Origin of the sequence: Nakamurella aerolata, from assembly GCF_013002705.1 — a bacterium.
Taxonomy (GTDB): domain Bacteria; phylum Actinomycetota; class Actinomycetes; order Mycobacteriales; family Nakamurellaceae; genus Nakamurella; species Nakamurella aerolata.
Genome location: NZ_JABEND010000002.1, coordinates 610,597 through 624,180, shown reverse-complemented (window position 1 = coordinate 624,180; position 13,584 = coordinate 610,597). Strand labels below are relative to the sequence as shown.

The following is a 13,584-nucleotide window of genomic DNA, read 5'->3' as shown; positions in this document are numbered from 1 at the left end:
CGGCGTGTCACCCCAGGTCAGGCGACTCCAGCAGGTCGGTCACCAGGGCGGCGATCGGCGACCGTTCGGAACGGGTCAACGTCACGTGGGCGAACAGCGGGTGTCCCTTGAGCGCCTCGATCACCGCGGTGACGCCGTCGTGCCGGCCCACCCGCAGGTTGTCCCGCTGGGCGACGTCGTGGGTGAGCACCACCCGAGAGTTGGTGCCGAGCCGCGACAGCACGGTGAGCAGCACGTTGCGCTCCAGTGACTGCGCCTCGTCGACGATGACGAACGAATCGTGCAGGCTGCGGCCGCGGATGTGGGTCAGCGGCAGCACCTCGAGCATGCCGCGCTCCACCACCTCTTCGATCACCGGTGGCGAGGCGACGGCGGACAGCGTGTCGAACACCGCCTGTGCCCATGGCCCCATCTTCTCGTTCTCGCTGCCGGGCAGGTAACCGAGTTCCTGCCCGCCGACGGCGTACAGCGGCCGGAACACCACCACCTTGCGGTGCGCCCGGCGTTCCAGCACCAGATCGAGGCCGGCGCACAGCGCCAACGCCGATTTGCCGGTGCCGGCCCGCCCGCCGAGCGACACGATGCCGACCTCGTCGTCCATCAGCAGATCGAGGGCGATGCGTTGCTCGGCGGACCGGCCGCGCAGCCCGAAGACCTCCTTCTCGCCGCGCACCAGCCGCAGTTGTTTGCCCGGCGTCACCCGGCCAAGCGCCGAGCCGGTGGCACCGGTCAGCTTGACCCCGGTGTGGCAGGGCAGATCCCTGACCTCGTCCAGGTCGATGAGTCCGCCGGCGTACAGCGCGTCGACCTGGTCGCCGGCGACGTCGATCTGCTCCATCCCGGTCCAGCCGGACGGCACCACGTCCTGCGCCCGGTACTCGTCCGCCAGCAACCCGACCGCTGCCGCCTTCACCCGCAGCGGCATGTCCTTGCTGACCAGCACCACGTCACGGCCCTCGGCGCGCAGGTTCAGCGCGCAGGCCAAAATCCGCGAATCGTTGGAGTCGTTGCGGAATCCCGCGGGCAGCACCGACGGGTCCGAGTGGTTCAACTCGACCTGCAGGGTGCCGCCCTGCGCGCCGATCGTCACCGGCGTGTCCAGCCGGCTGTGCACCAGCCGCAGGTCGTCCAGCAGCCGCAGCGCCTGCCGCGCGAAATACCCGAGCTCCGGATGGTTCCGCTTGGCCTCGAGCTCGCCGATCACCACCAGCGGCAGCACCACCGCGTGCTCGGCAAACCGTTGCAGCGCACCGGGATCGGACAGCAGCACCGAGGTGTCGATGACAAAGCTGCGGCGGCCGTCGTCGGCGCCGGACGCCGCCGTACCAGCCCGCTTGCGGCGGCGACTCGGGCTGTGCTGTGCCACCGATGCCGGCTCATGCTGGTGCGGCGGCCCTGCACTGCCGGCGGCGCCGGCCGTGCCTGCGCCGGCGCTAGCGGCAGCGCCGGGATCGGCCGGTCGGTCTGGGGTGGTGTCCGCACGAGCGGAGGCGGACTGGGCAGAGCCGGACTGGGCAGAGGCGGACTGGGCAGGGGCGGGACGACGAGCAGCCACAACGTGCTCCTGGTGAGCGCGGGTCCGCGCGCCCACGTGTTGGTCGATCACGGCCGGTGAGCCCCGGCGATGCCGCCCATCGGCGCCCGGCGTGCCGCCGGCCACGCCGCAGGTCAGACGCCGCGGGGGCCCGGTACCGGCCCCCTTCGATCGAGCCGGTGGGCGGCTGATCCGCCCGGGCTTGACGTCATGTTTCGGGGCCTCCCGTGCGGACCGCTTCCCCACGGCCCGCACCGCGGACGCTACCGGCCCGGCGCGAGCCGATCGGCGACGACACACGCAACCAGCGGATGAACTTCCGTTGGCCGGACGGGGTGTATGCGGTGCCCATCCACCGGTCACCGCAACGGTTCTCGGGCAGTCACCGTCCGTCGCCCGGCGCTGACGGCCGGGATCTCCCGCTGCGCGCGGGGCCCGCATGACACCATGGGCAGAGGGCGGCGTCCGTGCCGTCCTGGCCCGTTTCCTTGGCCACCAGGTCAACAGGTCAAATAAGCGCGCCAACAAGACCGACTCGGGAAGGTCCAACGCTGTGCACCACCGCGGTTTGACGCCAGAGCACACCAGGCAGGCTCGACTGCCCGACCAACCGGCGGCCGGCGGTCGCCAGGTCCGCGCATCTTCCAGGTCCCGGTGGCAGAGCCGGGCGCGCACCGCGCGCTGGGGCGCCGCGCTGCTGGTGCCGGTGACGGTGCTGGCTGCGTGCAGTTCCGGCGCCGGCAACTCGGCACCGGTCACCGAGACCGTGCAGGTGACCGTGCCGCCCAGCGACGCCGGCGGCGGCTCATCGACCGACGCCGGCGCAACGGGCACCGGGTCGGCAGCGCCCGGCGGTGCCACCGGCGGCACCGGCTATCCCGCGTCGGGCACCGGCGCGTCCGGGTCGGGCACCGGCGCGTCCGGGTCCGGAACCGGCGCGTCCAGCGCGAAACCCGACGCCTCCACCGCGCAGAGCAGCAAGCCGGCACCGACCAAGCCGACTGCGGGCAAGCCGTCGTCCGGCAAGCCGACAGACCCGAGCGCGGGCGCCATGCCGCCGGTGGACACCTCGAAGGACACCGAGCTCTGGGACGACAACTCGATGGTGCCGCACCTGTTCTTCCATTCGCTGGTGGTCGATCCGAAGCGGGCCTTCAGCGACCAAGAGTCCGGCGCCGGTTATCTCGACTACATGGTGACCCAGCGGGAGTTCGGCAAGATCCTGCAGCAGCTGTACGACAACAACTACGTGCTGGTCAGCCCGCACCAACTGGCCACCGTGCAAGCCGACGGCAGCATCAAGCCCAAACCGCTGAAACTGCCGAAAGGCAAGAAGCCGCTTGTACTTTCGGTGGACGACGTCTCGTACTACGAGTACATGGAAGGCGACGGGTTCGCCTCGAAGCTGGTGGTCGCCGACAACGGCCGAGTGCTCAACACCTATACCGACGCGGCCGGCACCACCAAGCAGGGCTCGTACGACGTGATGCCGATGGTGGACGATTTCATCCGCAAGAATCCCGACTTCTCGCACGCCGGTGCTCGCGGCGTTGTCGCGCTGACCGGCTACAACGGCGCCCTCGGCTACCGCTCGTCACCCAGCGAGTACGCCGGCAAGAACAAGAACCTCAAGCAGGACATCGCCACCGCCACCAAGGTCGCCGACGCCATGAAGAAGGAGGGCTGGGAGTTCGCCTCACACTCGTGGGGGCACATCAACTTCACCAAGTCATCGGTCGACCGCATCAGGAGCGACAACGAGAAGTGGATGTCGGACGTGGCTCCGATCGTCGGCAAGACGGACCTGTTGATCTATCCGTTCGGCGCCGACATCTCCGGGGTGGCCGAGTATTCCGGCGACAAGTACGACTACCTCAAGGGCCAGGGCTACTCGTTCTACTTCAACGTTGACGGTTCGACCACCGCCTGGGGTCAGTGGGGCGACGGCTACCTCAGGGAGGCAAGGATCAACGTCGACGGCCTCAGCATGAAGGCCGAGCTGGACGGCCGGAAGGTGCTCGACGCCTTCTTCGACACCAAGTCGGTGTTGGATCCGGCGCGTCCGCCGTCGATCTCCGGGAGCGGTTCCTGATCCTCGGTCACGGCCGTTGCTGTGACCGGTTGCGTCGCTGCCCGCCGGTCAGCCGCTGCGCAAGGCCGCCGCTGCCCAGCGAGATCGGGCCGCTGCGCTCGCTCGTCCTCGGCGTGTCAGCGGCGTCCGCCCCGTCGGGGTGATCCGCCGTTTTCGACGGTGCCCCAGGGGTTTTCAGCGGTTCCAGCCACAGCGGCAGGGTGACCGTTGTGGTCAGTCCGCCGCCGGGGGTGTGCGAAGCGGTGACCCGCCCGCGGTGGTTGCGGACGATCGCCGACACGATGGAAAGGCCGAGCCCGGTGCCGCCCTTGATGCGGCTGCGCGAGGCATCGACCCGGTAGAACCGGTCGAACAGCTTGGGCAGGTCGGCGTCGCTGACGCCCGGCCCGTTGTCGCTGACCACCACCGTCACCTCACCCCCGGTGACGCCGACCTGAACGGTGGCGACGGTTCCGGGGTCGGTGTGGGTGCGGATGTTCGCCAGCAGGTTGGCGAACACCTGATGCAACCGGTGCCGGTCGCCGATCACCAGCGGCCGCGGCGAGCCTACCGGCGCGAACCCGTGCGGGTCGGTCTGCCGGTCCCCGGCACCGGAGCGGACGTAGTCCTCACTCTCCGGGTCGGGCGGGGTGCCCACCTGCGGGTTCACCCGGCCGCCGGCGTCCAGCATCCGCCAGGTGCGGGTCGGGTCGATCACCGCGGCGTCGTCGACCACCCCGGTCAACACCTCGGCAAGATCGACCGGCTCGTACTTCTCGGCGCCCTCGTTGTCCGCCTGGATCAGCGTCAACAGATCACCGACCAACGCGCCCATCCGGTCGGCCTCGAAACCCATCCGCTGCATCGCCCGGCCGACCGCTTCGTCCTCGGGCAGCATCCCGGCCTTGTACAGATCGGTGTAGCCGCGCACCGCCGCCACCGGGGTGCGCAGTTCGTGGCTGGCATCGGCGAGGAACTGCCGCATCCGTTGCTCGTTGCGGGCCCGTTCGTCCAACAACTGCGAGATGCCGTCGAGCATCCCGTTGAACGCATAGCCCAGCCTGGCCACCTCGGTGCCGGCCGAGCCCGGGTAGACACGCCGGCCGAGGTCGCCGGCAGCAATGTCGTCCGCCGCGGTCGCCATCGCCTCAAGAGGTTTGAGTTCTCGCCTGATCACCACGCTGGCCACCGCGCCGAGCAGGATCAACACCGCAGCGGTGATCAACAGCGCGGTGACCACCAGTTCGCCGACCGCCTCCGACATCGGTGCCAGCGGTGCCCAGGCGACGACGTACCCGGCCCGCGCGTTGGTTTCCACGTCCCGGATCGCCACCGCGAGGATCCGGTACTTGGCTCTGGTGTGCACGTCGCCGACGGTGGCGATGCCGGTGGTGGGCGGGCTGGAGCCGACCTGCGGGTTGGCGTCGCCGGCGGCGGTCGAGGCCCGCACCACCTTGGCGACGCCGTCGGTGGTCACCAGGGTCAGCCCCACGTCGGAGCTGGGCGCCTCGTAGGCGAGGCTGCGGACGTTGAACGGCTGCTGGATCGAGGCGATCACCGTGCGCAGGTTGGTGTCCATCGAGTCGGACAGCGAACTGCGCAGGTTGATCGGCAGCAGGATGTCGACGGTGCCCATGGCCGCCGCCGCGATCACCAGCATCAGCGCGGTCAGCCTGGCCCTGAGCGTCCACCGACGCGGCCGGAACGCCGGGTAGGACGGCGCCGCGTCCTTGCGGTTGAGGGCGGTCGGCAGCGGGGTGCGCAGACCGCCGGTGATCGGTGCGGCCGAGCCGGGCCCGGCGAGCGGCTCGCGCCGCTGAACCCTTGGGTCCTGATCAGGACGAGGTGCTGACATCGGTACCGCCGCTGGCGGTTCCGCTCTTTCGCGGAGCCCGCAACACATAGCCGAACCCGCGATGTGTGTGGATCAGCGGTTCGAGTCCGTCGGTGTCGATCTTCCGGCGCAGGTACGAGATGTAGGTGGCGACCACCGAGTCGTCGCCGTAGAAATCCGCGCCCCACACCGCGTCCAGCAGCTGCCGGCGGGACAGCACCACCCCGACGTTGAGCATCAGATGTCGAAGCATCTTGTACTCGGTCGGCGCCAGGTCGACCTCCTTGCCGGCCCGCGTCACCTGGTAGGTCTCCGGGTCGAGGGTGAGGTCGGCGACCGTCATCTGCCCGGCGCTCTCCGCCTCGGGGCGCACCCGGCGCAGCACTGCCGACACCCTGGCAGCCAGTTCCTCCAGCCCGAACGGCTTGGTGACGTAGTCGTCACCGCCGGCCTGCAGCCCGGCGATCTTGTCCGCCGGGGTGTCCCGCGCTGACAGGAAAACCACGCCGGCATCGACCCCGGCGGCGCGCACCCTGCGCATCACCTCGAGCCCGTCGAAGTCGGGCAGCATTACGTCGAGGATGATCAGGTCGGGTTGCGATTCGGTGGCGGCCTTCACCGCTTCCCTGCCGGTTGCCGCCACCGAGACGTCGTAGCCGAGGAACCGCATGGAGGTCGCCACAATGTCTTGCAGCGACGGCTCGTCGTCCACCACCAGCAGGCGTCCAGCAGTCGACATGCTCGCTCCTTCGTGCGTGTGTCCCGGTACCCGGTGACCGGCAGTTCGATCAGCGCCGCGCTCTGGTTTCCGACCGCGGACCGCACAGACAGCGCATCACAGCAACGCCCGCGCAAGCTGACCGGTCGCTGTGAACCGGATGAGAACGAACCCTAGCCCCTTGGGTGTCGGGCCGGGGGTCCGTCGCGGTCAGGAACGCTTGCGGGCCAGCGCCACGATGCCGTTGCCCTTGCTGGGCACCAGTCGCTGCAGCCCCTGGAACGGCAGGATGCCGATATCGACGGCCAGCTCGCTGATCTTCCTCGACGGCTGCAGCCAGCGACCGGACTCGGCGGTCTGCTGCGAGGCCGACTCCTCCGACTTCGGCTCGCCGGTGGCCACCCGGTTGCGGATCGCCTCGAGCGCGAAGGCCAGCGGCCAGCCGTACAGGCTGACGTCGACCGGCTCGAATCCGTTGTCGGAGAACAACTGTGAGAGCTCGTCCGGCGAATACCTGCGGTAGTGTCCGACGGCCTTGTCCCACGGCCCGAACATGTGCTGCCAGGCCGGCACCGACACCAGGACGTACCCGCCGGGCGCCACCAGCGGCGCCCAGCTGCGCAGGGCACCGGCGTCGTCCTCCAGGTGCTCGAGCACCTCGAAGGCGCACACCAGGTCGAACGGTTCCGGATCGGTGAGATCGTCGCTGGTGCCGTTGACCACGGTGCCGCCGCGCGGCTCGATCCGCGACTTGGCCGCCTGGTACGACGTCTCGTCCGGTTCAACGGCGAGGTAGTAGTCCGTCAGGCCGACCAACCTGGCACCCATAGCGCCTTGACCAGCGCCGATCTCGAGCAGCCGGCGCGGCGCGACCCGTCGGGTGCCGCGCTTGATCAGCGGCCAGCGCAGCGCCGCTCTGGGCGACAGCGGCGCCGCCGGCGCCTTGGTCGAGGGGGCAGGAGCACTTCCGGACGTGTTAGTCACGGGGCATACCTTAGCCACCAACGGGGCCGCCACCGCCCAAGGAGTGAACTCGGCCGCGGCCAGTGCGCCGGCCTGCCGGCGTCGCTCGGCCAGCAACTCGCGGTCGCCGGCCAGCCGCCGCAGGTCGGCCGCCAGTCGGTCTGCTTGCGGCGCAACGAGTTCGGCTGCCTCGCCCAGCACCCGGCGCTGCGGAGGCGTGTCCGCGGTGACGATGGCGCAGCCCGCCGCTGCGGCCTGATACACCTTGTTCGGTACCACCTCACGGGCCTTGACCGTGCCACCGAAGATGCCGAGGGCAACGTCGTGGGCCGCGACGATGGCGGGGAGTTCGGCCGCCGGTACCCAATCCACCCAATCAACCTGCGCGGCGGCGCCGGCCGCCTGCTCGGCGGCCGCACGCTCCTGGCCCTTGCCGATCATGGTGATCCGAACCGGGGCACCGGCCAGTTGGGCGGCGGCCGCGCCGATCACCGTTGCGCCCTGCAGCGGGGTGTACAGCCCGTAGAAGACGACGGACAGCGGGCCGTCGCCGCTCGTGCCGTCGGCGGCGGATTCGGTCCCGGCCCTGAACCAAGACTCGTCGGCCCCCACCGGGCACACCACCGAACGGTCGCGAAGCTCATCCGGAACTCGCTGCTGGTGCTCAGCGGTGTCCACCACGATGACGTCGGCGGCGGCCAACGCGCGCTGGTCGATAGCGCCGAGAGCCCGCCCGATGAGCTGCGACTTCTGCCCGCGGTCCTTCGCGGTTCCGGCGGCAAAGATCAAGTGGTCCAACACGATCGGGGTGCCCTTGAACACCCGCCGGGCCAGGTGCACGTCGAAGTGACCGAGGTAGCCGACCAACACCGCGTCCGGCTGCTGCCCGTCTGCGGCGAACCGCTTGCGCAGTTTCCGGCCGCGCCTGGCCAGCGTCCACCAGCGGTTGACCAGCCGGGCGCCGAGCGCCGGTACCCGCCATGGCTGCTTGAGCATGGACACCCGGTCGGCGGTCGAAAGCCCGAGCGGTTCGTTGAGTTCGACCACCCGGTGCCCCAGTTCCCGCAGGCCTTCGATGAGCACCCTGACCCTGGGGTGGGAGTCGGCCTGGTAGGTGCCGAAGGCCACGAAGGTGAGCGTCCGGCCCAGCGCCTCGGCGCTGTGCGGGTGCGCCTCGGCGCTGTGTGCTCCGTGCGGCCGCGACTCGGCATTGTGCGGCTGTGCACGTTGCGGCTGTGCATGTTGCGGCTGTGCATGTTGCGGCTGCGCCGAGGCGGGTGTCGGCGCTGCTGGGTTCGGTGCGCTCACGCGGGTTCCACTCCTTGCGTGGGTCCGTGGTCGGAGTTGCTGCGGCGGCCGGCGGCGCTGGCGGCACCGGGCGGACCCGCTGGGGGCACTGAGGTGTCGCCCCCTGGGACGTCGCCGCCGACGGCGGTGTCGCCAACAGCGGTGTCGCCAACAGCGGTGTCGCCAACAGCGGTGTCGCCAACGGCGGTGTGGTCACCGGCGGCCACGACCGGACGAGACCCGGCGCTCGCCGTGCCCGCAGCGGTCGCCGCACCGGCTCGCCGGACGCTGCCCCTGGCGATGAGCGCCGCGAACCCGGCCAGCAGGACGTCGGCCAGGATGCTGAGCATGCGCGACACCAACGCCACCATCAGCGCGCTGCCGGTGTTCATGTAGCCGGAGAAGCCGAGCACGATGATCGCTTCCCTGACGCCGGCTCCGGCCGGCGCGATCACCAGCAGCGGGCCGGCCACCCAGGCCAGCGAGAAGATCCCGATGCACAGCAGGATGGACGGCTGCCGATCGGCGACTGCTGAGGCCAGCACCCACAGGTGCACGCCGCACAGCACCATGTTGATCACCGTGCACAGCACCACAACGGCGACCGCGGTGCCGCTGAGTGCCGGCGACGGCAGGGTGCGCCCGGTGACCCGCTCGACCAGCGCGAAGAGCTTGCCGAGCACCCGCGGGTGCACGATCAACGGCACGGGCACCACCAGCAGCAGCGCCCACCAGTACCGCCCGAGAACCTCGTGACCGGAGAACGCCAGGCTGATCCCGGCCACCGCGGCGGAGACCGGCAGGGCGATCAGCATCGCCATCGCCCCGGCGGTGGCACTGTGCCCGCGGGGTACCCGGAACCGCCGGGCCAGGCTGGCCTGCGCGACGATGTTCCAGACCCCGCCCGGCACGTATTTGGCCAGCTGCCCGATGAAGAAGACCCCGGCGGCGGGGCGCATCGGCAGCCGAGACCCCTGCGCTGCCAACAACTCTCGCCAGGCGAAGAACCCGCTCACCGCCGATCCCATGAAGAGCACCAGCGCAACGACGACGAGGCCGGGGTTGAGTTTGTGCAGCGCCGCAACCAGCCCGTCCCAGTTCTTGGCGACGGTCCACACCAGCACCGCGACGACGACGAGAATGAACACCCAGCGCAACGCGCCCATCAGGGTGCTGCGCATCGATCGGCGCCGCTGCGGGACGGCCGGGTCGGCCGGGTCGGCCGCGGGATGCTGCTGCCCGCCGTCGGTCGGCGACACCGGATCCGTCATGGGTGTTCGTCGTCTCCTCTCCCCACGGCTGGGTGCGTCCACCCGCTGAATGCGTTGCCACGGCCGTCGCAGACGGTCGAGCAAGTCTAGGCCGCGTGTCAGGTGCCGAAGCGCCGATGCCGCGCCGCGAAATCCCGGAGCGCCCGGAGAAAGTCGACCCTGCGGAAGTCGGGCCAGTAAGCCTCGCAGAACCAGAACTCCGAATGCGCGCTCTGCCACAGCAGAAAGCCCGACAGCCGCTGCTCGCCCGAGGTGCGGATCACCAGATCGGGGTCCGGCTGACCCGAGGTGTACAGGTGCTCGGACACCGCGTCGATGGTGACCGAATCGATCAGCTGCTGGGTATCGATCCCGCCGGCGCCACCGGCCAGCTCGGCCCCGTCGGTGGCGGCCCGGTCCGCGGTCTCACGCAGCAGCGACCGCACCGCGTCGACAATCTCCTGACGTCCGCCATAGCCCACCGCCAGGTTCACCACCAGCCCGGTGCGGTCGGCGGTGCGCGCCTCGGCCTCGCGCAGCCGGGTGGCCACCTGGCTCGGCAGCAGCTCGAGCGCACCCACCACCCGCAACCGGAACGGCTGCCCGTCCGCGGCGATCTCGTCGGCGACGTCCGGGATGATCGCCAGCAGCGCGGCGATCTCGTCGTCGCTGCGGCGCAGGTTGTCGGTGGACAGCAGCCACACCGTGACGGTGCCGATGCCGGCCTGGGCACACCACTGCAGCAGGTCGGCGATGTGTTGGGCGCCGACCCGGTGGCCGTCGCTGACGTTCTCGAAGCCGGCCTTGCGAGCCCACCGCCGGTTGCCGTCGATCAGCAGTCCGACGTGGTGCGGGATCTGCGCCCCGACGAGTTCTCTGGTGAGCTTGCGCTCGTACAGGCGGTAAAGGACACCCGGCAACCTCACGCGCCCACCCTACCCACCAGCCGACCCGTCAGGGCCATCGATCCGGCGCCCGGCCGCGATGCCGAAAACGCCGGCGACGTCGCCCGGTGGGCTGTGAATCCGCGCGCAGCTTGCCGCTGCCGCTGGCCCGCAGCCGACCGGACCGGGATAGTTGACGTCATGAGCCTCGCCGCGCCAAGCGCCAACCCGACCGCCCCGGCGGTGACGCGTCCGCGGGCCCGCGGCTGGATCCACCTGTACTCGGCGACGGTGGCGGCCGTCACCGCGATCGTGCTGGTGGTGATCGCAGCGGCGACCGTCGGACCGGGCGCGGCGGTGGCCACCTCGATCTACGGGCTGACGGTGATCGGGCTGTTCTCTATCAGCGCCACCTACCATCTGCACACCTGGCGGTCGTTGCGCAGCCGCACCTGGATGAAGCGCGCCGACCACTCGATGATCTTCCTGTTCATCGCGGGTACCTACACGCCGGTGGCGGCGCTGGCGCTGCACCCGCCGACCAGCACCGTTGTGTTGACGGTGATCTGGATCGGCGCGTTCGGCGGGGTGGCGCTCAAGATGCTGTGGCCGGCGGCGCCGCGCTGGCTGGGGGTGCCGATCTACATCGCGCTGGGCTGGGTGGCGGTGTTCGTGCTGCCTGACCTGTTGCACGCCAGCGTTTCTGCCACCGTGCTCATCATGGTCGGCGGCCTGCTCTACACCGTCGGCGCGGTGTTCTACGCCACCCGCCGGCCGAACCCGTGGCCGGCCACCTTCGGCTACCACGAGTTCTTCCACGCCTGCGTTTCGCTGGCGGCGCTATGTCACTGCGTGGCCATCTGGCTGCTGCTGTTCAGCTGACTTCCCCGCTGCCGGGCGCGGGCTGCTGGACGTGCGCGCCGATGCCGGGCCCGAGTTCTGGTCTTCGCCGACGCGCGCCTGGTCGTCGGTGACGGGCGTAGGATCGCCGGTGACGGGCGCCGGGTCGACGGTGACGGGCGCCGGGTCGAGGTCCCCAGCATCGTCGCCGGCAGCGGCCCGGTGCTCGCCCGCCGCGGCGGGCTCCGCTTCTTCCTCTTCATCGGCAACGCGTCCTTCTTCATGCGCAACGCGTGCCTGATGCGCTGCTTCCTGCTGCGCCGCGGCCAGCTTGACCCGCTTGACCTTGCGGCTCATGTTGCGCATCAGGAAGAAGAACGCCGCCGCCATCAACAGGATGATCAACAGGCCGATCGGCGCGGCCTTGCCCCACTCCGGGCCGGCGCCGGCCGGCGGCTGCGGCGGCGCCGCCAGCATCACGACCGCAGCCGCGACGTTCATGCCGACTCCCGCTCGGATCGAGAACCGGCGTCAGCCGATCCGGCACCGACCGAGGCCGAGGGGCGCAGCCCGGCGAACAGGTCGTCCTCGGGCAGCTGAACCGGAATGCGGCTCTCGGCGAGCTCGTAGTCGTCTGTGCCCCAGACCTTTGCCTCGATCTCCCGCGGCACGGCGAACCAGTGCGCGTCCGGATCGATCTGGGTGGCGTGCGCCCGCAGTGCGGCGTCCCGCCGCTCGAGGTACTCGCCCACCGGCACTCTTGTGGTGATCCGGTCGCTGCGGTCCGGGCGGCCGCTCTCTTCGATCCTGGCGATCCATTCGTCGAACGGGCCGGTGCCGGTGGCCGACTTCACCGCCTCGTTGATCGCGGTCAGCCGGGTCCGGGAGAAGCCGCCGTTGTAGTAGATCTTGCTGACCTGCCACGGCTCACCCGCATCCGGGTACCGGGCCGGATCGGCGGCGGCGTCGAAGGCCGCCATCGAGATGACGTGGCAGCGGATGTGGTCGGGGTGCGGGTAGCCGCCGTTCTCGTCGTAGGTGGTCATCACCTGCGGGCGGAACCGCCGCACCACCCGGACCAGCGCCTCGATCTCGACGTCGGGGTCGAGCGCACCGAAGCTGTCCGGCGGCAGCTGCCAGGTGTCCGGCTCACCCTCGTGATAGCCGGAGTCGTGAAATCCGAGCCACACGTGTGAGATCCCCAGAATGCTTGCGGCGTCGGCCATTTCGCGCTGCCGCAGCGCCGGCATGTCCACCGCGCCCGATTCCACCGCAGCGGCGAACTTCGGGTTGAGGACGTCACCGCGCTCACCGCCGGTGCAGGAGACCACCATCACGCCGATGCCCTCGTCGGAGTACTTGGCCAGGGTCGCTGCACCCTTGCTGGACTCGTCGTCCGGGTGGGCGTGCACGGCCATCATGCGCAGCGGTGCTGCGGCGGCGCGCTGGTCCCTGGCGCCGGCGTCGAGCGCCGAGTTCGGGCCGGTGCGCGACGCGGACGCTCCTGCGGCGGCCGGTGCCGGAGCTGCCGGCGAACCCTCGACGCCGGTCTCACCGACCGCCGGATCGATCTCGCCCGACCCGGCAGCACCGGCCGCGGCAGCACCGGGCGCAGCACCCGCGGTGCCGGCGACCCCCGTCCCGGCCGTTTCGGTGCCAGCGGACCCGGTCACATTGCTCATCGACGTCACGTCTTGCCTTCCTGCCACCGCTCGCCCCGGTGTCGCCGGCACGGTCGGGCAGCGTGTTGAACCGGGGCGCCAGATAGCCCCGACCTGTCCATTGTCCCCCGTCGTCCGCGGCCGATGTTGCCCACCCGGCGGGTGGCCGCCGGGTATCGGCGGCGCCGTCGGTCTGCTGCTCGGCCGTTGCCCGACGGGTGATCGGCGGATGGTCCGGTGCCTGGTCGGGAGCACCCGCCGGCCAGCCGCGATCGACCAAATCAGCCGGTCGGAGTGCCCGAGCGTGCTAGCCTTGATGCCACACACGCGGCCCGGCTGACTTCCCTGCCCACGGTGCAGAGATCGCTCAGCGTCGGGCCGCATCCGTGTTTGTGAGGGCTCGCTGCAGGCAAGTGGGCTTACCGGCGCACGTGCAATCCATCGCGTGCGCCAGCAGTTTATTGAGCCCGGAATGCGCGGCGGCCGGTCGCTACCTCGGTAGCGGCGACGACAATTCAGCCACTGCGCGTTCGGACTCACCG

The 13,584-nt window shown here is 70.5% G+C and carries 10 protein-coding genes; 2 read left to right on the top strand and 8 right to left on the bottom strand.

The features are described 5' to 3' along the window. Positions 1-7: 7 nt before the first annotated feature. Positions 8-1,282, bottom strand: coding sequence for an RNA 5'-3' helicase PhoH2 (gene phoH2, locus HKD39_RS20350; RefSeq protein WP_343074621.1), 1,275 nt, complete (start codon positions 1,280-1,282; stop codon positions 8-10). Between the two features lie 691 nt (positions 1,283-1,973). On the opposite strand from phoH2, the gene HKD39_RS06050 reads away from it, so the two are divergent. Continuing rightward, positions 1,974-3,626, top strand: a complete 1,653-nt coding sequence (locus HKD39_RS06050; protein ID WP_171198889.1) for a polysaccharide deacetylase family protein — start codon at positions 1,974-1,976, stop codon at positions 3,624-3,626. A 7-nt stretch (positions 3,627-3,633) separates the two neighbouring features. Here the strand turns inward: HKD39_RS06050 and HKD39_RS06045 are convergent, their stop codons facing one another. The 5 genes from HKD39_RS06045 to HKD39_RS06025 form a co-directional block, all read right to left on the bottom strand. Further along, positions 3,634-5,460, bottom strand: coding sequence for a sensor histidine kinase (locus tag HKD39_RS06045; RefSeq protein ID WP_171198887.1), 1,827 nt, complete (start codon positions 5,458-5,460; stop codon positions 3,634-3,636). Further along, entirely contained in the window at positions 5,441-6,178 is a 738-nt protein-coding gene (locus tag HKD39_RS06040) for a response regulator transcription factor (protein WP_171198885.1), read from the bottom strand. The genes HKD39_RS06045 and HKD39_RS06040 overlap by 20 nt, the downstream gene beginning before the upstream one ends. Positions 6,179-6,367: 189 nt before the next feature. Next, positions 6,368-8,428, bottom strand: a complete 2,061-nt coding sequence (locus tag HKD39_RS06035; protein ID WP_171198884.1) for a methyltransferase domain-containing protein — start codon at positions 8,426-8,428, stop codon at positions 6,368-6,370. Then, on the bottom strand, positions 8,425-9,678 hold the full coding sequence (locus tag HKD39_RS06030; RefSeq protein WP_171198882.1) for a lysylphosphatidylglycerol synthase transmembrane domain-containing protein: 1,254 nt from the start codon (positions 9,676-9,678) through the stop codon (positions 8,425-8,427). The genes HKD39_RS06035 and HKD39_RS06030 overlap by 4 nt, the downstream gene beginning before the upstream one ends. Before the next feature lie 98 nt (positions 9,679-9,776). Beyond that, the gene (locus tag HKD39_RS06025) at positions 9,777-10,583 is read right to left on the bottom strand and encodes an isoprenyl transferase (protein ID WP_171198880.1); all 807 of its coding nucleotides are present in this window, start codon (positions 10,581-10,583) and stop codon (positions 9,777-9,779) included. 159 nt (positions 10,584-10,742) lie between these two features. Here HKD39_RS06025 and trhA point away from each other — a divergent pair, with 159 nt between their 5' ends. Then, positions 10,743-11,423, top strand: coding sequence for a PAQR family membrane homeostasis protein TrhA (gene trhA / locus HKD39_RS06020; RefSeq protein WP_171198878.1), 681 nt, complete (start codon positions 10,743-10,745; stop codon positions 11,421-11,423). Here the strand turns inward: trhA and HKD39_RS06015 are convergent. Both HKD39_RS06015 and mca read right to left on the bottom strand, forming a co-directional pair. Further along, positions 11,382-11,858: a hypothetical protein gene (locus HKD39_RS06015; protein WP_171198877.1), complete on the bottom strand. Its 477-nt coding sequence runs from the start codon at positions 11,856-11,858 to the stop codon at positions 11,382-11,384. The two genes, trhA and HKD39_RS06015, sit on opposite strands and share 42 nt — an antisense overlap. Before the next feature lie 20 nt (positions 11,859-11,878). Continuing rightward, complete coding sequence (gene mca / locus HKD39_RS06010) at positions 11,879-12,802, bottom strand: mycothiol conjugate amidase Mca (protein ID WP_343074620.1); 924 nt, start codon at positions 12,800-12,802, stop codon at positions 11,879-11,881. Positions 12,803-13,584: the final 782 nt, after the last annotated feature.